The sequence below is a fragment of the Nesterenkonia natronophila genome (assembly GCF_003595215.1).
In the GTDB taxonomy this organism is placed as follows: domain Bacteria; phylum Actinomycetota; class Actinomycetes; order Actinomycetales; family Micrococcaceae; genus Nesterenkonia; species Nesterenkonia natronophila.
The window spans coordinates 109,919-134,965 of the sequence record NZ_QYZP01000001.1 but is presented as its reverse complement, the minus strand read 5'-3'; the positions used below and the strand labels follow the sequence as shown (position 1 = coordinate 134,965).

General features: G+C 58.2%; 18 protein-coding genes and 2 tRNA genes. 17 read left to right on the top strand and 3 right to left on the bottom strand.

Going from position 1 to position 25,047, the window contains the following annotated elements:
• Positions 1 to 25: 25 nt before the first annotated feature.
• The 8 genes from gyrB to D3250_RS00615 all read left to right on the top strand — a co-directional run bounded on the left by gyrB (position 26) and on the right by D3250_RS00615 (position 9,579).
• Positions 26 to 2,134: a DNA topoisomerase (ATP-hydrolyzing) subunit B gene (gene gyrB / locus D3250_RS00645; RefSeq protein WP_498365834.1), complete on the top strand. Its 2,109-nt coding sequence runs from the start codon at positions 26 to 28 to the stop codon at positions 2,132 to 2,134.
• 67 nt (positions 2,135 to 2,201) lie between these two features.
• Positions 2,202 to 4,805 (top strand): DNA gyrase subunit A, encoded by a 2,604-nt coding sequence (gyrA, locus tag D3250_RS00640; protein WP_119901446.1) that lies wholly within the window; start codon positions 2,202 to 2,204, stop codon positions 4,803 to 4,805.
• A 60-nt stretch (positions 4,806 to 4,865) separates the two neighbouring features.
• A complete protein-coding gene (locus tag D3250_RS00635; protein WP_438830119.1) occupies positions 4,866 to 5,516 on the top strand; it encodes a DUF3566 domain-containing protein in 651 nt (216 codons plus the stop codon).
• 97 nt (positions 5,517 to 5,613) lie between these two features.
• Positions 5,614 to 5,687: transfer RNA gene (locus D3250_RS00630), tRNA-Ile, on the top strand.
• 2 nt (positions 5,688 to 5,689) lie between these two features.
• A complete protein-coding gene (locus tag D3250_RS11875) occupies positions 5,690 to 5,809 on the top strand; it encodes a DLW-39 family protein (protein ID WP_225973066.1) in 120 nt (39 codons plus the stop codon).
• Positions 5,810 to 5,820: 11 nt separating this feature from the next.
• Positions 5,821 to 5,893: transfer RNA gene (locus D3250_RS00625), tRNA-Ala, on the top strand.
• Between the two features lie 254 nt (positions 5,894 to 6,147).
• The gene (locus D3250_RS00620) at positions 6,148 to 8,931 is read left to right on the top strand and encodes a PAS domain-containing hybrid sensor histidine kinase/response regulator (RefSeq protein ID WP_119901445.1); all 2,784 of its coding nucleotides are present in this window, start codon (positions 6,148 to 6,150) and stop codon (positions 8,929 to 8,931) included.
• A gap of 51 nt (positions 8,932 to 8,982) precedes the next feature.
• Complete coding sequence (locus D3250_RS00615) at positions 8,983 to 9,579, top strand: glycoside hydrolase family 16 protein (RefSeq protein WP_119901444.1); 597 nt, start codon at positions 8,983 to 8,985, stop codon at positions 9,577 to 9,579.
• A 10-nt stretch (positions 9,580 to 9,589) separates the two neighbouring features.
• On the opposite strand, the gene D3250_RS00610 is transcribed toward D3250_RS00615, so the two are convergent.
• Entirely contained in the window at positions 9,590 to 10,036 is a 447-nt protein-coding gene (locus D3250_RS00610; protein ID WP_119901443.1) for a response regulator transcription factor, read from the bottom strand.
• A gap of 44 nt (positions 10,037 to 10,080) precedes the next feature.
• Between D3250_RS00610 and D3250_RS00605 the strand changes: the two genes are divergently transcribed.
• The 7 genes from D3250_RS00605 to D3250_RS00575 all read left to right on the top strand — a co-directional run bounded on the left by D3250_RS00605 (position 10,081) and on the right by D3250_RS00575 (position 19,563).
• Positions 10,081 to 10,926 carry a HEAT repeat domain-containing protein gene (locus tag D3250_RS00605; protein WP_158583029.1) on the top strand — a complete coding sequence of 282 codons (846 nt, stop codon included), beginning with the start codon at positions 10,081 to 10,083 and terminating at the stop codon, positions 10,924 to 10,926.
• Positions 10,927 to 10,992: 66 nt separating this feature from the next.
• Positions 10,993 to 11,343, top strand: coding sequence for a hypothetical protein (locus D3250_RS00600; protein ID WP_158583028.1), 351 nt, complete (start codon positions 10,993 to 10,995; stop codon positions 11,341 to 11,343).
• Entirely contained in the window at positions 11,340 to 12,746 is a 1,407-nt protein-coding gene (locus D3250_RS00595; RefSeq protein WP_119901440.1) for a glycosyltransferase family 2 protein, read from the top strand. The genes D3250_RS00600 and D3250_RS00595 overlap by 4 nt, the downstream gene beginning before the upstream one ends.
• Before the next feature lie 382 nt (positions 12,747 to 13,128).
• Entirely contained in the window at positions 13,129 to 14,580 is a 1,452-nt protein-coding gene (locus tag D3250_RS00590; RefSeq protein ID WP_119901439.1) for a flavin monoamine oxidase family protein, read from the top strand.
• Positions 14,581 to 14,708: 128 nt separating this feature from the next.
• Complete coding sequence (locus D3250_RS00585; protein WP_119901438.1) at positions 14,709 to 16,436, top strand: amidase; 1,728 nt, start codon at positions 14,709 to 14,711, stop codon at positions 16,434 to 16,436.
• A gap of 108 nt (positions 16,437 to 16,544) precedes the next feature.
• The gene (locus D3250_RS00580; RefSeq protein WP_119901437.1) at positions 16,545 to 18,194 is read left to right on the top strand and encodes an amidohydrolase; all 1,650 of its coding nucleotides are present in this window, start codon (positions 16,545 to 16,547) and stop codon (positions 18,192 to 18,194) included.
• Between the two features lie 10 nt (positions 18,195 to 18,204).
• Positions 18,205 to 19,563 (top strand): APC family permease, encoded by a 1,359-nt coding sequence (locus tag D3250_RS00575; protein ID WP_225973064.1) that lies wholly within the window; start codon positions 18,205 to 18,207, stop codon positions 19,561 to 19,563.
• A 283-nt stretch (positions 19,564 to 19,846) separates the two neighbouring features.
• Here D3250_RS00575 and D3250_RS00570 read toward each other — a convergent pair whose 3' ends face one another.
• Both D3250_RS00570 and D3250_RS00565 read right to left on the bottom strand, forming a co-directional pair.
• Complete coding sequence (locus tag D3250_RS00570) at positions 19,847 to 20,035, bottom strand: hypothetical protein (RefSeq protein WP_119901435.1); 189 nt, start codon at positions 20,033 to 20,035, stop codon at positions 19,847 to 19,849.
• A 248-nt stretch (positions 20,036 to 20,283) separates the two neighbouring features.
• Entirely contained in the window at positions 20,284 to 21,699 is a 1,416-nt protein-coding gene (locus tag D3250_RS00565; RefSeq protein WP_225973063.1) for an aspartate aminotransferase family protein, read from the bottom strand.
• A gap of 194 nt (positions 21,700 to 21,893) precedes the next feature.
• Between D3250_RS00565 and D3250_RS00560 the strand changes: the two genes are divergently transcribed.
• Together D3250_RS00560 and D3250_RS00555 are read left to right on the top strand one after the other, a co-directional pair.
• Positions 21,894 to 23,333 carry a gamma-aminobutyraldehyde dehydrogenase gene (locus tag D3250_RS00560; protein WP_119902205.1) on the top strand — a complete coding sequence of 480 codons (1,440 nt, stop codon included), beginning with the start codon at positions 21,894 to 21,896 and terminating at the stop codon, positions 23,331 to 23,333.
• 123 nt (positions 23,334 to 23,456) lie between these two features.
• On the top strand, positions 23,457 to 24,770 hold the full coding sequence (locus tag D3250_RS00555; protein ID WP_225973062.1) for an NAD(P)/FAD-dependent oxidoreductase: 1,314 nt from the start codon (positions 23,457 to 23,459) through the stop codon (positions 24,768 to 24,770).
• Positions 24,771 to 25,047 lie beyond the last annotated feature (277 nt).

The following is a 25,047-nucleotide window of genomic DNA, read 5'->3' as shown; positions in this document are numbered from 1 at the left end:
CCCGCTCAGAAATGCGGTAATCGGGGTGTTTCGCGGTAGAATATTGCAAGTGAGTGAACAGGACACCCCATACGGGAATTACGGCGCATCTGACATTACCGTCCTGGAAGGGCTCGAGGCGGTACGCAAGCGCCCAGGGATGTATATCGGCTCCACTGGAGAACGAGGCCTTCACCACTTGGTCTACGAAGTAGTCGACAATTCAGTCGATGAAGCCTTGGCCGGCTATTGCTCCCACATCGAAATCACCCTGCAGAACGACGGTGGGGTGCGTGTTGAGGATGATGGTCGTGGCATCCCCGTGGATATGCACCCGACCGAGGGCAAACCCACCGTAGAGGTCGTCATGACTGTTCTGCACGCTGGAGGTAAGTTCGGGGGCGGCGGATATGCCGTATCTGGTGGTCTTCACGGCGTGGGAATTTCAGTCGTCAATGCTCTCTCCTCCCGGGTCGAAACGACTGTGCGTCGGCAGGGCTACGAATGGTCAATCGTCTTCGCAGAGGGCGGGGAGACGATCATGCCGCTTGCCCAGCGTGGTGAAGCTTCGGAGACCGGCACCACTCAGGTGTTCTATCCGGATGCGAGCATCTTCGACAGCGTGGAGTTCAGTTTTGAGACGCTGCGCGCCCGCTTTCAGCAGATGGCTTTCCTCAACAAAGGCCTGCGTATCACGCTGCGGGATGAGCGCGATATTGATGACAATGTCATCGTCGTTGATGAGATCGTGGAGCAGCACCACTCCACAGAAGCACCACTGTCCGAAGGGGAAGAGCCGTCTCCCGCTGAGCCGGGGGAGCATGAGGAGGCTTTCGCGGAATCCCCCAAGGGCCGTGTAGTCGTTTACCAGTACGACGACGGCCTGCTGGACTATGTCAAGCACCTCAACTCCGCGAAGAAGACTGAGACCGTCCACGAGGATGTCATCGCTTTCGAATCGGAAGACACTGACCGTGGGATCGCTGCCGAAATCGCGATGCAGTGGACTTTGACCTACTCCGAATCGGTGCACACCTACGCAAACACCATCAACACTCATGAGGGTGGCACCCATGAGGAGGGCTTCCGCTCAGCGATGACCACGCTGGTGAATCGGTACGCGCGGGAGAAGAACTACATCAAGGACAAAGAAGACAACCTAACTGGCGAAGATATCCGTGAGGGACTGACCGCAGTGATTTCTGTGAAGCTCTCCGAACCGCAGTTCGAAGGTCAGACGAAAACTAAGCTCGGCAACTCAGAGGCTCGCGGATTCGTCCAGGGCGTGGTCCACACCCAGCTCGGAGACTGGCTGGAACGTAACCCTGGCCCGGCCCGGGACATCATCCGCAAGGCTCAATCAGCTGCTCAAGCACGTTTGGCTGCCCGCAAAGCTCGTGAACAGGCTCGGCGTAAATCACCGCTGGAGACTTTCGGTATGCCGGGAAAGCTGGCCGACTGCTCCTCCAAGGATCCCAGTGAGTCGGAGGTTTACCTGGTGGAGGGGGACTCCGCCGGCGGTTCGGCCAAACGCGGCCGCAACCCTCGAACCCAGGCGATCCTTCCCCTGCGCGGCAAAATCCTGAATGTGGAGCGGGCCCGGTTGGACAAGGCGCTTTCCAACCAAGAGGTGCAGTCCATGATCACAGCCTTCGGCACCAACATCGGTGAAGAGTTCGACATCACCAAGCTCCGGTACCACAAGATTGTGCTCATGGCCGACGCTGATGTTGACGGTCAGCACATCACCACCTTGATGCTGACTCTGCTGTTCCGCTACATGCGTCCGCTGATCGAGCACGGCTACGTGTTTCTGGCCCAACCACCGCTGTACAAGATCAAATGGACCGGCGGGGATCCTGATTATGTGTTCACCGACCATGAGCGGGATGAAGCTTTGGCCGCCGGGCGCGCAGCGGGACGCAAGCTGCCCAAGGAGCTGGGGATCCAACGGTACAAGGGCCTCGGAGAGATGGACTACTCCGAGCTGTGGGAAACCACCATGGACCCGGAGAATCGCACCCTGCTCCAAGTGTCCATGGAAGATGCTGCCGCAGCGGATGAGATCTTCTCCATCCTGATGGGAGAAGATGTGGAATCTCGCCGCAACTTCATCCAGCAGAACGCCAAAGACGTCCGTTTCCTCGATATCTGATCGATACCGCACTGAGGCTTGCCCAGGCGTCGTCGTCAGCTGTTGATACCTCGAAGGAAGAGAATACGTGAGCGATAACACTCCAGAGAACCCGGACGTCCCGGCTCCGCTGACCGGAGTCGAAGTGGACCGCGTACGCCAGATAGAACTGCAGACTGAGATGAAACGGTCTTATCTGGACTACGCCATGGCCGTGATTGTCGGACGGGCGCTGCCCGATGTCCGAGATGGCCTGAAGCCTGTGCATCGCCGGGTGCTCTACGCCATGTACGACGGCGGCTTCCGTCCGGACCGGTCGTTCAACAAGTGTGCTCGCGTGGTTGGCGAGGTGATGGGTTCCTATCATCCACATGGCGATTCGGCGATCTACGACGCCCTGGTCAGGCTCATCCAGGATTGGGTGATGCGTTATCCGCTGGCCACCGGCCAGGGAAACTTCGGCAACCCCGGGGATGACGGCGCCGCAGCACCCCGATACACCGAAACAAAAATGGCCCAACTGGCCATGGAGATGGTCCGGGACATCAATGAGGACACCGTTGACTTCCAGGACAACTACGATGGCAAGCAGCAGGAACCCGTGGTGCTGCCCGCCCGGTTCCCCAACCTCTTGGTCAACGGTTCCTCCGGCATTGCCGTGGGTATGGCCACCAACATTCCGCCGCACAACCTTCGCGAGGTCGCCTCAGGGGTGCAGTGGTACCTGCAGAACCCCGGAGCTTCCCGTGAGGAGCTCCTGGAAGCCCTGCTGGAGCGCGTTCAGGGTCCAGACTTTCCCACCGGCGCCCAAATTCTGGGAACCCAGGGCATCGAGGACGCCTACCGGACAGGCCGTGGGTCTATCACCATGCGTGCTGTGGTCAATGTGGAGGAAATTCAGGGCCGTTCCTGCCTGGTAGTCACCGAACTTCCCTATCACGCCAACCCTGACGCCCTGGCCCGCAAGATCGCCGCCTTGGTCAAAGACGGCAAGATCGGCGGCATCGCTGAGATCCGCGATGAGTCCTCCGGCCGCACGGGCCAGCGCCTGGTCATCATCCTCAAGCGCGACGCCGTCGCCAAAGTGGTGCTGAACAATCTCTACAAGCACACCCAGCTGCAGGAGAACTTCTCCGCAAATATGCTCGCCCTGGTCGACGGTGTGCCCCGGACGCTCAGCCTGGACGCGTTTGTGCACCACTGGGTGACCCACCAGATCGAAGTCATTGTCCGGCGGACCCGGTTCCGGTTGGCCAAAGCTGAGGCTGAGGCCCACATCAAAGTCGGACTGCTCAAGGCGCTGGATGACATTGACCGGGTGATCGAGACCATCCGCGGCTCCGCCAACGTGGAAGAGGCTCGCGAAGGTCTGAAGCGGCTGCTGGATATCGATGACAGCCAGGCCACAGCCATCGTGGATATGCAGTTGCGCCGGTTGGTCGGTCTGGAGCGGCAGAAGCTGCAGAACGAATACGACGAACTGATGCGCATGATCGCGGACTACCAGGCCATCCTCGCCAGTGAGGACCGGCAGCGGCAGATCGTCAGCGACGAGCTGACCACCATTGTGGACAAGTTCGGCGATGACCGGCGCACCCACATACTGCGCGGATACGGCGGAGACATGTCCATGGAGGATCTCATCCCCGAAGAGGATGTGGTGGTCTCCATCACCCGCGACGGCTACGTCAAGCGGACCCGGATCGACAATTACCGGGCCCAGATCCGTGGTGGCAAGGGAGTCCGAGGAGCTCAACTAAGAGCGGACGACGTCGTCGAGCACTTCTTTGTCACGACCACGCACCACTGGATTTTGTTCTTCACCAACCTGGGTCGGGTGTACCGCACTAAGTGCTACGACTTGATGGAGTCCGGGCGGGACTCCAAGGGCCAACATGTGGCCAATGTGGTGGCGTTCCAACCCGATGAGACGATCGCCGGGGTGCTCGCGCTGAAAAACTACGACGATGCCGACTACCTGGTCCTGGCAACTAAGTCCGGTCTGGTGAAGAAGACCAAGCTCACGGACTACGATTCACCTCGTCAAGCTGGGGTGATCGCTATCAATCTGCGTGAAGAGGATGAGCTGGTCTCTGCCAAGCTGGTTTCGGCTGCGGATGACCTAATGCTGGTGTCCCGGAACGGGCAGTCGCTGCGTTTCACCGCTACCGACCAGGCGTTGCGCCCCATGGGGCGGGCCACCTCCGGAGTGACGGGCATGAAGTTCCGTGCCGACGATGAACTGCTGACCGCCGATGTGGTCACCTCAGATTCTTACGTGTTCATCGTCACAGAGGGGGGCTATGCCAAACGGACGCACGTAGACGACTACCGGGTCCAGGGCCGGGGCGGTTTGGGGATTAAGGTCGGAAAGTTTGTGGAGGACCGTGGCAATTTGGTAGGCGCTATGGTGGTGGAGGAGGACGACGAGGTGCTGGTGGTGATGAACTCCGGCAACGTGGTTCGGTCCCCTGTTTCCGGGGTTCCGCCCCGTGGGCGCGACACGATGGGTGTGATCTTCGCGAAGCCGCGGAAGAACGACCTTATCCTCAAAGTGGCCAAATCGTCAGGCGCAGCTTTGGCCGCGGCGGGGGAGGAGCTGGGCGAGACAGCGGGCCCAGAGGACGACCCGGCTGATAACGAAGCCGCAACACCTGAAGCTCAGGTTCAGTATTCTGAAAGCTCAGAATAGTCATATGCAGTACCGTGGTCTCTCGATGAGTACGACTTCACACGCCCATGGAGGTCATTTGTGAGCGAAATCAACGACGGCCGGACGAGCCAGAACGGCGCGGCTGAGGCCAAACGGCGCTTCCCAGCGCCAAGGCCGCGTGGTGCCACGATGACGAACATGCCGGCTATCAAGGAAGAGATCGCCCCAGCGCCGCAGACTGCCGGATCGGCGGCGCCTAAGCCTACGGCTCCGCGCCCGCGCCCTAGCCCGAACAGGCCAACGGCACGTCCGCAGCCTGGGGGGCGCCCGGCAACGTCACGGCAGGCGCAACCGTTGGTGCGGCCAACACCGAAGGCGAAGGTCCGCAAAGCTCGGCTGCTGGTGTCTAAGGTCGACCCGTGGTCGGTGCTGAAGATGAGCTTCTTGCTCTCGGTGGCGCTGGGCATCATGCTGGTGGTCTGCGCCGTCACCCTGTGGTCCATGATGGACCTCACAGGGGTCTTTGACCGCGTAAACGACCTCGCTGGTCAGATTCTGGGTGGGAACGGAGATGCCGGCGGATTCCAGCTCCAAGAGCTGGTTACGGTCGGGCAGGTCGCCTCGTTCGCCACCATCATCGCCGTAGTGAACGTGGTGCTGTTGACAGTACTGTCCATGCTGGCTGCAGTTCTGTACAACCTCTCCGCATCCTTGGTGGGAGGTATCGGCGTCACCCTGACTGACGACTGATGCTCGGAGCCTCCGACCATCGTCTGATTTGTTAGGCGCGGGAGCGCCGGTGTAATGTGTAGTGGTCGCTCTCCGGGCGATTGAAGGAACAGGTTTCGGGCGTATAGCTCAGGCGGTTAGAGCGTCACACTGATAATGTGAAGGTCCGTGGTTCAAGTCCACGTACGCCCACTATGAAACGAATCCTGGTAGTAGCAGCAGCGGTGGCAGGCCTTGCCGTGTACCGCGAATGGAAGAAGAACGAAGAGACGCGCCAGGTCTGGGACCAGGCAACTGACGCAGTGAAGAACTGAATACCCATCACGGGGCCTTAGCTCAGTTGGTAGAGCGCCTGCTTTGCAAGCAGGATGTCAGGAGTTCGAGTCTCCTAGGCTCCACACAAAGTTCAGTCCAGATGAAGTCTGAGGCTGAGATTCAAGAAAACAACATGTCAGAGCCCTTCTTCTTGACGAAGAGGGGCTCTTTCGCTGTGAACGGGTCGGAGGGCACCCACAACAGCTGTTAGCGAGTAGCTGGTGGCCAGACTGCTGGGCATCCGCAGGAAACTGAGCCGGGTTCATCCATCTGTGGGGCACCTCCATTTAGAGTGGACCCATGTTTGTCGATCCTAGTCAAGGCGGCGGTGTAGGCGATGGATAGGAAAGGTCCCTCGGGGGTGGGGTGGAGGCTATCTTCTACCGCTCAAGAATGGCTGCTCGACTTGGTGCATGAAGCGGTCTACATTCGCGGCTTAGATGGTCACATACTGTTCTGGAACAGTGGTGCCGAGCAAATGTATGGCTGGTCCAGGCAGGAGGCTGAGGGAGAGATCGCCTATGAACTCTTGCGGACACAGTTTCCTGCACCGCTCGAAGAGATAAATGGGACCCTGCTGCGTGAGGGCCGGTGGGAAAGTGAGTTGACGCAGGCCGCCAGTGATGGCACCGAGATGGTGGTGTTGTGTCGGTGGGTCTTGATGCGTGATGAAGCCGGCACACCTGACGCTATCATCGTCATCAACGATGACCTCACCGCTCATAGGAAGACAGAGCAGAAGTTGAGGGCCAGTGAACTTCGGCTGCAAACAGTGGTGAGAAATGCTCCAGTGGTGCTCTTCGCCACCGACTCAGACGGGGTATTGACCTTATCCGAGGGCAAGGGTCTGGCGGCTCTGGGCGTCACCCCGGGGGAGCTGGTGGGTAAGTCCATTTTCGACCTCAATGTTGAGAATGGTGAGGTCATTGAAGCAACCCAAAAGGCTTTGACAGGCTTGTCGTCGACCATTGATGTGCGGATGGTTGATGTCGTGTACTCTGCGATGTTCTCACCGGTCCGTGATGATGACGGTGAGGTGACAGGGGTGATTGGCGTTGCCGTCGATGTAACTCACCGCGATCTGGTGGAAGCGCAGCTTCGCACTGCCAAGGAGTCCGCAGAGGCAGCCAATAGCGCGAAGAGCCAGTTTCTGGCCAATATGTCTCATGAGATCCGCACGCCGATGAATGGTGTCATTGGCATGACGGAGCTGCTGTTAGGGACGGAGCTTTCAGCGGAACAGCGTGATTACGTGCATACGTTGCAGAGTTCGGGCGAGGCGCTGCTGTCGGTGATCAACGACATTCTGGACTTTTCGAAGATCGAGGCTGGCCGAATGGAGCTAGAGACCACGGACTTTGATCTGGGTGAGGTGGTTGAGGGCGTCACTCAGCTTTTTGCGGCTACTGCACACAATAAGGGCATTGAGCTAAGTGGCTTCGTTGAGCCAAGCACACCTATGGCGTTGCGCGGTGATCCGTTTCGTATCCGGCAGGTGTTGAGCAACCTCGTTGGGAACGCGCTGAAGTTTACGGAATTGGGAAACGTCATGCTCAGTGCGACATGCGTGGCAGAGACCAAAGAGGTGGCCACAATCCGTTTCCGCATCACTGACACAGGTATCGGGATTACCAAAGCCCAACAACGGCATCTTTTCTCCGCATTCGCCCAAGCTGAGGACTCTACCTCTCGGCGGTTTGGCGGAACGGGCCTGGGGCTTTCGATCGCAAGTCGGCTGAGCGCGCTTATGGGTGGTGAAATGGATGTGGACAGTGTCCCCGGAGAGGGCAGCACTTTCACCTTCACTGCACCGCTGGTCAAACAGGACCGCAGCGTCGCGGCGGAATACTCTGCTGAGCGCGCCCAAGACGTTGTAGGTTCACGTGTCTTGGTGGTCGATGACAGCCCCACAAACCGGTGCATTCTGGATCATCAGCTCGCTAGCTGGGGGGTCCACAGCGTGAGCGCGGAGGATGGGCCAGAGGCGCTTCAGCGACTGCGTGAGGCTGCGGAGGATCAAGAGCCCTTTGACTTGGCGATACTCGATATGCACATGCCCGGCATGGACGGCATCACGCTGGCGCGGGTCATCACCTCGGACCCGACACACGCAGGTGTTCGGCTCATGTTGCTAACGTCGGTTGGCGAGAGCCTTGGGACGCAAGCCCGCCAGGCGGGAATCTCTGCCTACCTGACCAAACCTGTTCGCCAGTCTCAGCTATTGGACTCGCTCACCCGTGTGTTGTCGGCACCTGACACGAGAAAGGGCGTTGCGAGGTCATCGATCAAACAGGGACACAAGAATCCCGCCCTATCAGCAGAGGACGCATCGCAAGGCACACAAAGCGGCGCTCGAATCTTGCTGGTAGAAGATAACGAAGTCAACCAGAAGGTCGCCTGTGCCATGCTGCGAAGATTGGGATACGGCGTGGACACGGCAGCTAACGGCCGAGAGGCGCTTGAGGCTGTAGCCATCAACGCATTCGATGCTGTGCTGATGGATATCCAGATGCCTGAACTGGATGGTTATGCCGCCACCGCGCAACTGCGTCAGATGGAGGCAGCATCTGGACGCGGTCGCTTACCAGTAATAGCACTCACTGCGAACGCTCTGGCAGGGGAACGTGACCAGGCACTTTCTGCCGGAATGGACGATTACTTGCCCAAACCTATCCACCAAGAGCAGTTGGCGGAGGCATTATCGCGCTGGGTCGGTACATCGAAAGGTGCGGATCCGGAAACCGCGATACATGCAGACTTGACCTCTGACCCTGACGATAGCGGGCCTTCGCCGACTTTGCCCGGATTGCAGGAGCAATGCGAGCGTGAGGTGTTCGCTGAGTTGGTGGATCTGTTCTTGGAAGATGTCCCCGGTTTAATTCAGCAAATGAAAAATGCTCATGAGCAGGGGGATCCCAGAAGAGTGGAGCACCTTGCCCACACCCTCATGGGCAGTAGCGGCATGATGGGCTCTTTTCGCCTGAGTGCACAGGCTGAACAGGTGCAGAAGTTGAGCAGAGCCCGGGACTTATCACAGGTCTCTGAAGCACTGAGGATGCTGGAGGCTGAGTTCGACACCGTTCAGAAGGCCTTGAGGAATGAGATCTCCGAGTCAGGATAGAGGGTCACGGAGGGGACTACGCGTGTGTTCGTGACGACATAAGGAGCCTGTATGGACGCTGACTCTTTTGCTTTTCAGCAGGGATTGTGGACCAAGAGCAGTCATCGTCTGGGACGAAGTCTTCTCGAACCATCGAACGTAGACACCACCGGTGACGCTCTGCGTCTGAGGTTGCCGCGGGGATCCACCAACGGAGCGGAAATACGCTCTACTGAAAGTCATGGTTATGCGAGGTTTGAGGCTCGCCTGCGAGTTCCTGACGCTCCGTCTTCGATCACCGGTTTCTTTCTCTACGAACCGCCGGATGAAGCCCACGAAGTCGACATTGAAATCTTCAACGACCGGAGCGGCAAGGTGATGTTCACATACTATTTAGCCGGCAAGCAAGTCACCAGAACCCATGAGTTGCCTTTTGATCCGACGGCAGGGTTTCATGACTACCGCTTTGATTATCGTGCAGATTCTGTCGAGTTTTTCGCCGACGGAGAATTATTGGAGACCCTGCACGATGAAATGCCGGCTGGTCCGCTTCGCCTGCATCTCAACGCGTGGTTTCCCACCTGGCACCAAGGTCGGGTCGAGACAGAAGATCACTTCGTGTTGGTGGACCACATCCGAGTAATTCCACAGCGGCCTCTCGCAGAGTAGTCCGAGGGGCTCAACCGCGTCCAGTGGTGCGCCAGAGCACGGTGCGAACCCGCGCGGCAAGCTCATCGGGGGAGAACGGCTTGGCGATGTAGTCATCTAGACCCGCTTCCAACCCTTCAATGACTTCGTTCTCGCCCTGTCGTGAGGTGAGCATGATGATCGGCAACTTAGCCAGTTCATCGGTTTCGCTCTTGCGAAGCTCGCGCACCAGCTCCAGACCGTTCAGTCGGGGCATGAGTCTATCTACCAGGATAATGTCAGGCCTGGCGCCCTTGCGTAGCGCACCGAGGGCTTCTTGCCCATCGGCGAACTCATTGACTTGACAACCCAGGCCGGAGAGCTTGGCGGAAATCATGCGCCGAATCACACGCTCGTCATCAACAATCATCGTTTTAATTCCGTCAAGTCCCGCCAATCTTACCCCCAAATTGGAAAGCGCAAACAACGTTCGAATCATATGTCCGATACATTGTATCGATGGGTGCCTCAATACCAACTTCCATGCTAGTCATCATCACACTATTGGGGCTCGTCATTCTGTTGATGGTGTTAGCCACTGTCGGCATTAAGTCACTGCGTACCATCGGGGAGCTTTGGCAGGGCCTCAACCAGAAAAAACTCGAACCCCTATTAGAGAACTACCTCCATCACGGCGTGGGTTTGGACGCGCTGTGCGGTGTCAGTTCGAGAAAACTCAACCGGTACCTCACACCATTGTTGATCGAACGCATCAGGTACGTGCGTGGTGCTTCTCGAGGTCACATGACTCAGCTGGCCCACGATTTGGGGTTGGTTCGCAAGAATCACTCAGCTCTGAACTCCCGTCGCCGTTGGCACCGGGCGCGCGCGGCTGAGCGGCTAGGTTATCTCGGTGGCGCCGAGCAGGTTCAAGCTCTTGGTGCTCTGCTGGTTGATAAGGATGAGACCGTGCGTGCAGTCGCTGCGCGTGCCCTGACACAAATTGCGACACCTAGTGCGGTCGATATCCTGGTGCGCACCCTCGATGACCCATCGGAGCTGACCCGCCTGCGCGTCGCGGAGAACTTGGATCGGTTAGGACCCCAAGCTGTACCCCACCTCATCTCGCGGGCGCGGGAGTGGTCCGCCTGCGATGACAATTCCCGGTGCACCGGGCTCATGACCATGCTTAGTGTCTTGGGTGGAATGCGCTCTCCTCAGGCTCGTTCGGTGCTGAGGGCCACCATCGACACGGCGACCAATGCGACGGTGCGCGCTGAGGCTGTTTGGGCGCTGGGGCGTTGCGGCGGACCGGGTGATGTGCGGTTGCTGATCACTTGTGCCGGCGACAAGGATTGGGCAGTCCGGAAGCAGGCCGCGAACGCCTGAGGAGCTATCGGCGACACCTCCGGGGCCTCTGCGCTTGAACAACTAGTGTCAGACAAGGTGTGCTCGGTGCGAACCGCTGCCGCTGAGGCTCTCGGAAAAATGGGTTCATCCGGAGAGAATGCGCTGCTGAAGCTCGTTTGTTCAGCCGAAACCGACATCCGAGATCGCGCAGTGGCGGCCCTGGAAAGTAGTGGCGCCACGGCTGGATTCGCGCGACAACTGGCTGCGGAGGATAAGCGGGGCAGGCGCGCTCAAGAAGCGATCGCGAGCATCGTCTGTGCTGGCTCGAGACGACACCTCACCGACGTGCTACCCGACCTCGGCGAGACTGAACGGCAAATTCTTGGGACTCTGCTAACAGTGACTGCCGCACAGGAGAAAGTCGAGAGCGAGCCAAGGGCAAGGGGGCGCGCGTGACTGTGGAAGGATTAATCTTAGCCATCAACTACGGCATCCTCTGCTATTTTCTAGGACTGAATGGATTCTACTTGGCGCTTTACGCCATTTCGTTCCGGGAAATCTCCGACTACGCACGACGGGAAGTTTTTTCCGGATTCGCAGAGATGGCGGTGTCGAAGTACGCACCTGCTGTGTCTCTGATAGTCCCTGCATTCAATGAGGAAGCCAACATAGTGGCCAGCGTTCGTTCATTCCTTGCACTCAACTACCCTCGCTTCGAAGTGGTGGTAATCAATGACGGCTCGAAAGACCGTACAGTTGAGATCCTGCGTGAAAAGTTTGGACTGAAGGCCTCTGACCAGAGAATCCAACAAGAGCTGGAAACTCAACCTGTCAATGTCGTCTACACCTCGGCGACGGAGAATATGCTCCTCGTCGACAAGACGAATGGGGGGAAAGCAGATGCTCTCAACGCTGGGATCTGTGCCGCGCGGCACCCTCTCATTTGCTGTATCGACGCCGACGTCATCCTGGAAGAAGATGCCCTCTTACGCGTAGCCCGTCCCATGATCGAATCTAGCGATGTTGCGGCGGTAGGGGGCATCGTTCGCGTGGCGAACGGATGCACGGTCGAAGCTGGCAGGGTCACCGACGTGAAAACTTCCCCACGATCCCTACCAAATTTCCAGATTGTGGAATACCTGCGGGCTTTCCTCGCCGGCCGAACTGGTTGGAGCTCACTAAACGCGTTGCTAATCATTTCCGGCGCGTTCGGCATGTTCCGGCGGCGCGATGTAGTCGCCGTCGGCGGCTACCTATCCGACACCGTGGGTGAGGATATGGAACTCGTGACCCGGCTGCAGCGCACCCTCCGGAACGATAAGTCCAGGGAAAGGATAGTCTTCGTCCCCGACCCAGTTGCCTGGACAGAAGTTCCGTCCTCGCTTCGAGTACTACGTCGGCAGCGGGACCGATGGCACAGGGGCCTGCTCGACACCCTCCATCATCACCGCTCTATGCTTTTCAAACCTCGCTATGGAACAGTAGGGCTGTTGGGAATGCCTTACTTTGTTTTCTTTGAAGCGGTAGGGCCAGTAATAGAGCTCGTCGGATATTTAGCATTTGCAACAGGACTGTTTTTAGGAATCCTTGACATCGGATTCGCCTTGGCCTTCTTCGTCGCAGCCGTCGGGCTGGGAATCATATTATCTATCGCGGCTGTTCTGCTAGAGGAAATGCGACTTCGGCGCTATCACCGATGGTCGGATCTGGTTAGACTCACGGCCTATGCCGTGCTGGAAAATTTTGGATACCGGCAGCTGAACGCCCTCTGGAGGGCCTTCGCCATTCTCACTTACCTAAGAAAAAACAAGTCCTGGGGCGCCATGGAGCGACAGGGTTTTGACAGGCATGGGAACTAGATCACCCTAGGGCTTAAGCTCCTATCTCCGAGGGCCCGGACGAGGCGATGTTGACAGATATCACCGAGCGTCACACGCGGGGCAAGTTGAGTCTCTGCGCAGCTAAGGGCGTCTGCGTCTGAGTGTTCTTCGATTATGCCGCGAATCGTTGATGAAGTTCTCGTTGGTGGTTCGGGGGATGAGTAACTCGGGGCCCCTCTGGGGTTCGATGAGGTGGACGAGCGAATATGGCTGGGGGCAACGCCGCAACGGAGAGCTCTTACTTCTTGCGGTCGAAAAGGAACCGTGCGTGTGGACATTCTTCCGTCGTGTTTAGACCATATTGCAACTAATTTCGTCATACAGATAGGCTTAGAGCGCTGATTGCGTATATTGTTGGAGCATGGTTGGAACGCGCACAATAGGAAGCAAACATCCCATCCGCAGTGACGTAGTCGTGGTCGGAGCCGGACCGGCTGGGTTGATGGCTGCGCGCCGCTTACAGGAGGACGGACTAAGTGTCATTGTGTTGGAGGCACGAGACCGTGTGGGTGGGCGGACCTGGTCAAGTACTGTAAATGGGGCACGCTTGGAGGTCGGGGGACAGTGGGTATCGCCGGATCAAACCGAGTTACTTGGCCTTTTGGATGCATTGGATATGCAAACATTTGCCCGTCATCGTGACGGGTCAAGTGTCTACATGGCTCCTGACGGTGAGCGGCACATTTATGACGGGAACGACTTCCCTGGCACGGCAGAGACCACCCTGGAGATCAACCGGCTGACGCATTTACTCGACGAACTTTCGGATGAAATTGATCCCGCTGCACCATGGGCTCATCCTCGGGCTCGGGAGTTAGACACAGTCTCTTTTCATCATTGGCTAAGGCTCCAGTCTGGGGACGAATTGGCCTGCCAAACTGTGGGACTCTTCGTTGCCGGCGGCATGCTCACTAAGCCGGCCCACGCATTCTCTGCCCTTCAGGCAATATTGATGGCTGCGTCGGCTGGATCTTTCTCCAACCTCACCGACGAAGACTTCATCCTCGACCGTCGAGTGATTGGGGGCATGCAGTCGGTCTCCGAAAGACTCGCTTTGGAACTAGGTGAGGGAGTCGTTCACCTCAACACGCCGGTTCGCGCTATTCGCAGGAAGGCAACCGCGCAAGCTCGTGATGAACCCCAAGCGGCCAAAGGCAGCGTTGCGGGCAGAATCACCGTCTGGTCCGATCAGATGACCGTGGAGTCCCGGTTCGCAGTAATCGCAGTTCCTCCGAACCTTTATGGGGCTATCAATTTTGATCCCCCGCTGCCTCGAGAACAGCACCAAATGCACCAACATCAATCCATGGGACTTGTCATCAAGGTTCATGCGGTTTACTCCACACCCTTCTGGCGGACCAAGGGGCTATCCGGCACCGGCTTTGGACCCGCTGAGACCTGCCAGGAAGTCTATGACAACACTAATTACAACGATGAGCGAGGGACCCTGGTTGCCTTCGTAAGCGATGAGACAGCAGACGAGCTACTCGCAGTCTCGGACGCTGATCGGCGAGCCAAAATTCTGGAGTCGCTGTCGCGGTATCTGGGACACGAGGCGCGTGAGCCGGAAGTTTACTATGAGTCGGATTTCGCTTCTGAAGAATGGACTCGTGGCGCCTACGCCGCCAGTTTCGATCTTGGAGGTCTGCACCGCTATGGTCCACTCCAACGAGAGCCGGTGGGGGCTCTGCATTGGGCTTGTTCCGATATTGCAGCGGAAGGTTACCAGCACGTGGACGGTGCGCTTCGACAAGGCAGACGAGCAGCTGAGGACATCCTTGCTCTGCATGCGGGTCTGGCTCAAGAGAGATGAAGTTCAGCCCATGGCTCCTGGTGCGCGTTCTGACGACCAACCAGTGACCGCGAGGCCGCGCGAGTTCGATTCGTAAACCGACCAAAGTCCGGCCAGTTAGAACTGCTGGACGTAGAGGAGCAGCAGCATTGGTCGACGTTGTTGAGGCAACCATTTCAGAGTTGCGTGCCGCACTTGAAAAGGGTCTGACGACCAGCGAGAAGCTGGTGGAAGAGTACATGCGTCGAATCGCGGCCTATGATCGAAACGGTATTCAGCTGAACTCGGTCATAGTCGACAATCTAGACGCGTTAGCGGAGGCAAGAGCTTCGGACAGTCGACGGCGCCGCAACCAGACACTGGGTCCTCTCGATGGAATCCCCTACACAGCCAAGAACAGCTTCAAAGTTCGTGGCCTGACCGTCGCTGCAGGTTCCCCCGCGTTCGCAAATCTCGTGGCCCAGCAGGATGCCTTCGTTATCGAAATGCTCCGAGCCGGAGGAGCGATCCTGCTTGGTCTCACGAATATGCCGCCGATGGCCAATGGCGGCATGCAGCGCGGACTTTACGGGCGGGCTGAAAGTCCTTATAACGGTGAGTACCTGACATCGGCTTTTGCTTCTGGATCCTCCAACGGATCCGGCACTGCGACGGCGGCTAGCTTCGCAGCTTTCGGACTTGGAGAGGAAACTTGGTCCTCCGGACGGGCTCCAGCGTCACATAATGCTCTCTGCGCCTACACGCCCTCGCGCGGGGTGGTTTCTTTACGAGGGAATTGGCCTCTGGTGCCCACGATGGATGTGGTCGTGCCGCACACTCGCACCATGGCGGACCTGCTTGAAGTTCTTGATGTAATCGTCAAGGAGGATTCCTCATCTCGTGGCGATTTGTGGCGGACTCAGCCTTGGGTCGCTCTCCCCAGAGTCGAGAGCGTCCGGCCGCGGAGCTACCCAACGTTGCGTCCTGAGAACGAGACCGCGGCTCACAGTTTGCTCTCCGGGCTGCGTTTTGGCGCACCAAAGATGTACATCGGGACCGACCCGGCCGCCGGGAGCGGCCCGGGAGGCGAAGGCCAGAGGCGAGGCATAGGTGGGGCAACTGGACAGGCTATTCGGGTGCGACCGGGTGTCATCGAGCTTTGGGAGAGGGCCCGGGAGGACCTGGAGCGCACCGGTGCCACAGTCGTTGAGACGGACTTTCCCGTCGTCTCCCGCTATGAGGGTGACCGCCCGGGCATGCCGACGATTGCCACCCGTGGGTTGGTCGATCCAGCCTTTCTAGAACACGAGCTCCTTGACCTGTCCGCCTGGGCTTGGGATGACTTCCTTGCAGCGAATGGTGATCCGTCTCTGAACCGCCTGGCAGATGTCGACGGGGAACAAATCTTCCCGGCGCCCGAAGGAGCTCTTCCTGATCGATACACCGGATTTCATGACGATATTGCCACTTACCCCGAGTTTCTGCGAAAAAAGGGCCGGTTTCCTTTGACGGCCATCCCCCACTTGGAAAGGGGGTTGCGCGGACTGGAAAGAAGCCGCGTCCTAGATCTCGAGGACTGGATGGATGCTCTCGGACTCGACGCGGTGGTTTTCCCAGCGGTTGCTGACGTGGCCCCGGCGGACGCAGACCATAATCTCCAGTCTGCCGACATCGCGTGGCGGAACGGGGTGTGGGTTGCCAATGGCAACCTGGTACCTCGGCATTTGGGGGTCCCCACGGTAACGGTACCGATGGGAACGATTGATGGCATCGGCATGCCGGTTGGGTTGACCTTTGCAGGGCGGGCCTACGACGACACAAGGTTGCTTCAGATCGCGGCTGCGTTCGAGCAGACAGGGCCGCGAAGGACTGAGCCTGTTCGAACGCCGCGCTTGTAAAGGCTGCAACTCTAGGTTAACCAGAGAGAGCGCGGTTAATTCGCTTTTCATGCATAAAATTCGTTTCTACTACTGATAACGAAGCATAAATCGATGTAAGGTGTCGATATGGTAGACACAATCATCCTTAACGCGCGTATTCGTCCCATGAGCCAATCGGCGGGAGTCGGATATGCAGTTGAAACCGCGGTCGCCATCTCGGACGGACGAATCGTCTCGGTCGGTCGAGATAAGGAGGTCCTGGCGCTCGCACAGAGCACTACGCACATCATCGACGCAGTTGGGGCAGTTCTCACGCCGGGGCTCATTGACTCCCACATGCACCCAGTGTGGGGCACTGAACTCACCGTAGGACTCGATCTTGGAGGATTGACCACTCTGAATCAGGTGCGTGAGGCGCTTGGGGCGTTCTCGGTAAATCTTCCGCCCGGTGCGTGGATCCGCGGATGGAATCTCGATTACAAAGCCTTTGATGCCACGGGAATCCGGGGTGACCTCTTTGAGGAGGCTGCGGCTGGGCGGCCTCTAGCACTTGTCTTCTACGACCTGCATACCGGTCTGGCCAACGCTGCGGCTATGGAAGCCGCAAACATCAACGGTAGTGAAACTTTCTCGGACGCCAGTGAGATTGTAGTGGGTCCCGACGGAAAGCCAACCGGTGAGTTGCGGGAGATTCCCGCGTATATGAGATTACTGGACGCCGCCCCTGACCAGGAGAATGGCAACCTCGCGGAGCGGGTGAGAAGGACTCTCCTCAGAAGCGCGGCCAGCGGTGTCACTAGCGCAGCTGTAATGGATGGACGACCCGCCACGTTCCAAACCCTCGACGCCGTGGAGCAACTTCCCGGTGGCCTACCGGTACGCCTTCACCTCGGTCTTTGGCACCAACCGGGCGATGATGATGCGGCAGTCGAGGAACGTCTACGGTTGCGGGGGAGATGTGGCCGTGGGTATCCCGGGGGGCCTCGTTACCAAGTCAGTATGATCAAGATGTTCATCGACGGCGTCATAGACAACGGCACAGCCTGGCTCCATGAGCCGGATACTGAGGGGGATTCATCCAGTCCCTTCTGGCACTCCGTAGGGCGTTATGAGGAAGTTTGCCGGGCCTATCACCACGCTGGATATCAGCTTGCCACCCACTCTTGTGGCGATGCCGGAGTAGCCCAAGCTGTCTCCGTCTACCGCTCATTGGATGGCCCCACCGGTCCTGCCCACTCACTCAAGGGCACCCCACATCGAGTTGAACACCTTGAGACGCTGACTGACGAAGACGTTGCCGCGCTCGCCGACACCGGAGTTGTGGCTTCCATGCAGCCGCTGCATATGCAATGGCGAGAGGGGGACAACTCTGATTCCTTCGCAGCTCGCCTCGGCTCCGAACGGGTAGCACACGCGTATCGGGTTAAAGACATCCTCGACGCGGGCGGTCGGGTTGTCTTGGGTTCCGACTGGCCCGTGGCCCAGCAGGACGCCCGGGTGGGAATGGCTTGGGCCAGGTTGCGCCGGGAGCCCGGAAATCCAGAGGCACCGGTCTTCGAACCCCGCCAGCGTCTGAGCGGTCAGGAGACGCTCCTTGCGTATACGCGGTGGGCTGCCGAGGCCCTTGGCCATGGGGACCTCGGCGTTATTGCGCCAGGAGCCATCGCGGACCTGACGCTTTGGGAGGAAGATCCCCTCACGGCGGATGCAGATCAACTCGTCAACCTACCGGTACGGCTCACCATGCTCGGTGGCGCGCCCGTTTATCACTCATAAGGAGACCCCCTTGACCTCCATTCAAACGCCTACCCGGGCCCCCGCAGGCCTCAAGCGCACCCTAGGGCTCCCTGCAGCGGTATTTTTCGGTCTCGCATATATGGTGCCGCTGACAGTATTCACTACCTACGGCATCGTCACTCAGGTCACAGCCGGTCATCTGCCTATGGCTTATCTGTTCACGCTCGCGGCGATGATCGTCACGGCGCTAGCGTATGCCAATATGGTGAAGGCGTTCCCCATCGCGGGTTCGGCATACACCTACACACAACAGTCCTTCGGCTCAGGGATCGGCTTTGCGGCTGGTTGGGCCCTGCTGCTCGATTATCTGTTCCTTCCCATGATCAACTTCATGGTTATTGGTCTATATTTGAACGCCGCGATGCCTGATCTTCCCGTCTGGGCCATCATTGTCGCTGCCATTGTTTTAGTCACCGCAATGAACATTCTTGGCATCAAGGTCGCTGCCAGTATGAACAGTGTGTTGGTTGGCATACAGGTGGTCTTCATTGTGGTCTTCGCTTTGATGAGCTTCGTGACATTTAGTGGTTACGCCGAGACCATCAGTCCGTTCGAGCCGTTCATGAACGCTGACTTCCAATTTACAGCTATTGCAGCCGGGGCAGCGATCCTCTGCCTTTCGTTCCTCGGATTCGACGCGGTCTCGACCCTGTCAGAGGAGACTCAGAACCCGCGCACGACCATTCCGCGGGCAATTGTGATCTGCACACTGACGGCGGGCGCGTTGTTTGTCTTCCTCTCCTGGGTTGGCCACATGGTCTTCCCCAATTACGAAAGCTTTACTGATCCCGATACAGCGGCTGTTGATGTGATGACTCAGGCCGGTGGCGCCTTCTTGGCAGCATTCTTCACAGCTGCGTATGTGTCGGGTTGTATCGCTTCGGCAATCGCCTCCCAAGTTTCAGTTTCGCGAATACTTTTCTCCATGGGGCGCGACGGTGTGCTGCCTCGAAAGATCTTCGGTGTGCTCCACAAGCGGTTCCGGACGCCGTATGTGGCGGCGCTGATCGTAGGAGGGGTCTCGCTTCTGGCGCTGGTGTTCCCGCTGGGGTTGGCTTCTTCAATGATCAGTTTCGGAGCACTGATTGCGTTCAGCTTCGTGAACTTGAGCGTCCTCAAGCACTACGCGATCGATCAGAAGCGGTACGTCGGGTACGACGCGGTTAAGTATGTGATGCTTCCGCTTCTCGGGGTGGGGCTCTGCCTCTGGCTATGGACCTCACTCACTGCAGAGACCTTCATGGTGGGCTTCGGATGGGTTGCCATAGGTCTTCTCTGGTTGATCGTACTGACTAGAGGCTTCCGCCGCTCGGCACCTACCCTGGACATGCAGGAGGTCAGCTCATGATCGTGGGTCTGCCGCGCGAGTAGTTGACAGTTGTCGTCACGCCGCGAGAGCAACGCAGGTCTTCATCATTGCTTCGTCCTCTAAGGGGGTCAGTCCATAGAGCAGTTTCTGACTGCGTCGACGGTGGTAGGTGCGGTCGAACCAGGTTACGATCGCGATCAGCAGCTGTTCTCGTGAGGATCATTAACGGCGATCCAGGACGCATTGCCGAAGCGACGAGAGAAAGCATTTCATTGCCGCACCGTTACTGGCGGCACCGACTCTGCCCATCGATCCGGGGAGGTCATGCCGGCCCAGAGCGCGCACCAGCTTGCGTGTGCGCCTTCATCCGGTCACTGACCGAATACTCTAGGAACCGGTTTGAGGAGACGTCCTGGATGGCGTAGAGGTAGAGCTTTCCCTCCGCGGCCTTGGGCTCTGTGATGTCGCTGAGCCAGAGCTGATTGAGGCCATCGGCGGCGCAATCGCGCATGACCCGGTCATTGTGGACAGGCGTGCCGGGCTAACTAACTTTGCGAAAGATTCGCGATGCCGTGTGATCTGTCGTGGACTGGCGGGCATCACGGGCCTCAACGAGGAAGAATCGGTAGCCGTATTCAGGATCATGGCGGTGAGAATCGAATAGCGCATCCAGCTCCCGATAGTTATCGCTAAATAGAGAGCTGCAGAGCCCGGGTCGTCACCGCGATGGGGAGCCCGTCGACTTTGGCGGATCATACCTCAGATAAGAGTCCAGGCTTCGGTGAGCACGCCGCGGAGTATCTGTTCGATCCCTTCAAAGTCAGACTGCCCGGCGATAAGCGGGGGGCTGAGCTGAATCACTGGGTCTCCGCGATCATCAGCGCGACAGTACAGCCCTTCTTCGAAGAGCTTCTTTGAGATGAATTTGTAGAGAATGCGGTTCGATTCCTCGGCGTTGAAACTCTCTCGGGTGACTTTGTCCTTGACAAGCTCGATCCCGTAGAAGAATCCTTCACCGCGGACGTCACCAACGATTGGAAGGTTGAGCAGCTTTTCTAAGGTGCCGCGGAAGCTTCCGGCGTTACTGCGGACGTGCTCCAGGATCTTCTCCTCGTCGAAGAGCTGGAGATTCTTAAGTGCCACGGCGGTGGAGACTGGATGCCCGCCGAAAGTGTAGCCGTGACCGAACATTTCACCGGGCTTCAGGAACGGTTCCATGAGCTTGTCGGAGGCTATAACAGCACCTAGCGGTGCATAACCAGAGGTGATTCCTTTGGCGGTGGTAATTATGTCCGGTTGATAATCGAAGTGCTCGGCGCCGAACATGTGGCCCAGGCGCCCGAAGGCGCAAATCACCTCATCGGAGACGAGCAGGACGTCGTATTCATCGCAGATGTCCCGTACCCGCTCAAAGTAGCCGGGCGGGGGAGGGAAGCAACCACCAGCGTTCTGGACCGGTTCTAGGAAGACGGCGGCCACGGTTTCGGGACCTTGTGCTTCGATGGTCAAGGCGATCTGATCCGCGGCCCAGCGGCCAAAACGCTCGAGGCTCTCGCGGTCCGTGACTTCAAGAGCCCCTGCTGTGAGTTCTGGAGCGCGGTAGGCGTTGGCGTTGCTTACGTGAAACGTGCTGGGCACCAGTGGTTCGAAGTTCTGTTTCAGGTCGGCGATTCCGGTAATGGATAGGGCCCCCTGAGTGGTGCCGTGGTATGCCGTTGCGCGACTGATGACTTTGTGCTTGCTGGGCTTTCCGGTGAGCTTGTAGTACTGCTTAGCTAGCTTCCACGCCGTTTCCACTGACTCGCTGCCACTGTTTGTGAAAAACACGCGGTTGAGGTCTCCAGGCGCATCAGACGCGAGCCGTTGGGCAAGTTCGATGGCTGGTGGGTGGGCGTACGACCATAGTGGCATGAACTCCAGTTGCGACATTTGAGTTGCTGCAGTCTCAGCCAGTTCGTGTCGGCCGTGTCCCAGTTGCGACGTGAAGAGACCTGCTAAACCGTCGATGTAGCGCTTACCCTGCGCATCCCACAGGTGGACGCCCCTGCCGCGGACCATGATCGGCACATCCTTCTCCGCGTGCGCCTCGTGCTGGGTGAAGTGCATCCAGAGGTGCTTTTTGGCAGCCGCTTGCAAACGGGAGGTCTGTTGTGGAGGCAAAGCGCTATAAGTCACTAAACCATCGTGCACCCAAAACCTATTAAATTCAAGAGAATCACTCGTCAAGATAAAAGCATGCTACGAAATCAGTACGTAACACGCGAATATATAGAGTAATCCGGACCTCTTGTGTAGGGTGAAAGAAAAGTGAGCTGGGCCACGCTTTGTGCCCGGTCCGGACAAAGCACACAACGGGAAGCGAGCCAATGATGGCACATGTGCAGTTCTTCAACGTTATTGACGGAGTGAAGGTTTCCGCCGCAACAGGCGCGACTTATGACGTCTTCGCACCCCACACCGGAGAGGTCTATGCGCAGGCTCCGCTATCTGGTGAAGAAGACATCGACAGTGCATATGCAGCGGCTAGAAAGGCTTTCGAGTCCTGGAAGCACACCACCCCCAAGGAGCGCGGCGAGGCTTTGCTAAAGATTGCGGACGCACTGGAAGCTCGCTTCGATGAATTTGTCGATGCGGAGTGCCAAGATACGGGCAAACCTAGGCACCTAACGGCCTCGGAGGAGATGCCGGTCAACATCGATCACTTCCGGTTCTTCGCCGGCGCTGGCCGGATCCTCGAAGGGAAGTCTGCCGGAGAGTATATGCAGGATCACACATCTTTCGTGCGGCGCGAACCGATCGGTGTCGTGGGGCAGGTCACCCCGTGGAACTACCCACTGCCCATGTTGATATGGAAGGTCGCCCCCGCGCTGGCGGCGGGGAACACGATTGTCCTGAAACCTAGCGATACTACCCCTGCAAGCTCGTCTCTCTTTGCGGAGCTTTGCTCTCAGATCCTCCCGCCTGGCGTCTTTAATGTCGTTTGTGGCGATCGCGACACCGGCCGGGCACTGGTCTCGCACGAGACCCCTGCCATGGTATCCATTACTGGCTCGGTCCGCGCCGGAATGCAAGTGGCCGAGGCCGCATCAAAGGATCTGAAGAAGGTCCACCTCGAGCTTGGTGGCAAGGCGCCCGTCATCGTATACGAGGACGCCGATATCCCCTCTGCAGCGGAGGGGATCGCCGCCGCCGGCTTTTTCAATGCCGGTCAGGACTGCACCGCTGCGACCCGGGTGATAGTTCATGAATCCATTCACGATGAGTTCCTTGCCGCGCTCAAAGAGCAGGCGGAGAACACATCAGTTGGCGGTCCTGATGACAATGATGCCGCTGTCTGCCCGCTCAACAATGCGGATCAGCTGGAGAAGGTCGCAGCTAAGGTGAGTTCCAGGCCGGCGCACGTGCAGTTAATCACTGGTGGTCACCGAGTGGGTGAGTCTGGCTACTTCTATGCCCCTACCGTGCTCGCGGGACTTAAGCAAGGGGACGAACTCATCCAAGAGGAGGTCTTCGGCCCGGTCATCACGATGCAAAGTTTCACCACAGAGGATGAGGCGCTCACTATGGCTAATGGTGTTCAGTACGGCTTGGCCTCCAGCGTGTGGACTAGTGACCATGGCCGGGCGATGCGGGCTTCCAAGCAGCTGGACTTCGGATGTGTGTGGATCAATACGCACATTCCTTACCTATCTGAGATGCCGCACGGAGGCTTCAAACACTCCGGGTACGGCAAGGATCTCTCTATGTACGGACTTGAGGACTACACCCGAGTTAAGCATGTGATGAGCTTTATCGGGACTGGCGAGTAGGGCGGACTAGTTATGACGACGAGCACGACGAACTGGGCGAGCGAGGCGTTAAAGGATTCTCAACTGACCCCTCTTTGGCTGGATTCCGAAGAGCGCCCAGTTCCCCGTGATTCTGCAGAAGACATGACGCATGCCGACTTGCTGGTTGTAGGCGGCGGTTTCACCGGACTGTGGACGGCTTTGCGGGCAGTGGAACGAGCGCCTGGGACCAGGGTGTTGTTAGTGGAAGCTGACCGCATTGCAGAACACGCGACGGGCCGCAACGGCGGATTCTGTGAGGCAAGTCTGACGCATGGGGAGGAGAATGGCCGCAACCGCTGGCCGGAGGAATACGAAAAGCTTGAGCAACTGGGGTTGAAGAATCTCGATGAGATTCAAGACACGATCACGCGCTACGGGATAGATTGCGGTTTCCTGCGTGGAGGGATCCTCAGCGTGGCCACTCGTTCCCATGAGGTGGAGGCCTTCGAGCCGGGGGAGCCGGGGTTCCTCGACGCGGCCGCGGTCCGCGAATACGTCGACTCTCCCACGTACTTGGCAGGCCGTTACGCCCCTGAAGAGTGCGCCGTCGTCGATCCCGCCCGGTTGGCTTGGGGCCTAGCTGACGTTGCTGAGTCGCTGGGGGTGACGATCGCTGAACATAGCCGACTTGACGCGCTGCAAGCCCTTAAACGTGGCTCTGGTGACGGAGTCAAGGCGCATTTTGAGACTCCGCAGGGGATGGCAACAGTGACGGCGGACCGTGCCGTGCTGGCCACCAATGCCTTTCCGAACCCGCTGGGTAAGTCCCTGAAACACCTTCGATCACGGTGGGAGACGGTCCCGGTCTATGACTACGTGCTCGCCACCGAACCCCTGACCGATGAGCAGCTTGCGGCCATTCGGTGGGATCCAGCGATCGGAGTGGCCGACGCTGGTAATCAGTTTCACTATTACCGCATTACCCCAGACCGCAGGATTCTTTGGGGCGGTTATGACGTAATTTACCATTTCGGTCGGTCCATAAAAACGAAACATTTCGACAGGCCCGAGACGTTTCGGAAGCTCGCTAATCACTTCGCGGAAACGTTTCCTCAGTTAGAAGGCGTACGGTTCACACACAGATGGTCCGGGGTGATAGACACCTCCTCGCAATTCTGCGCACTCTTTGGGAAGGCTCACGGTGGTCGGACGGTCTACGCAACCGGGTTTACCGGACTGGGGGTGGGGGCGTCGCGCTTCGCCGCGGAGGTCATGCTAGACCGCTTGGAGGGAGTCGAGACGGAGCGCACGCTGCTGGAAATGGTGCGGAAGCGTCCACTGCCGTTTCCGCCGGAGCCCTTCGCATGGTTCGGGATCCTGGTCACCACTTGGGCGCGGGCACGTGAAGACAAGTCGGGTAAAAAGAACCTTTGGCTTCGCACTATGGACCGGCTGGGATTGGGGTTCGACTCATAAGTGTCGGGCGAGCGGAACACAGGGATATCGAAATTTAGATGAATGCTTGCAGCACCAATGTGCGTGAGCATTTCCAAAAACATTCCTCTTCAGTGAGAGGTTTAGGGTAATCACTTGATACACCGTGAAAGGGGAAACAAATGAAGAAGGCCAAAATTTCCGCTCTAACAGCGGCTGTTTTGTTGCTAGCCGCCTGTGGCGATCGTGATCCTGGCGGAACCAACAACGACGAGCAATCTGGGGCGGCGGAGGTCGAGGACCTCCTGACCACGACCGA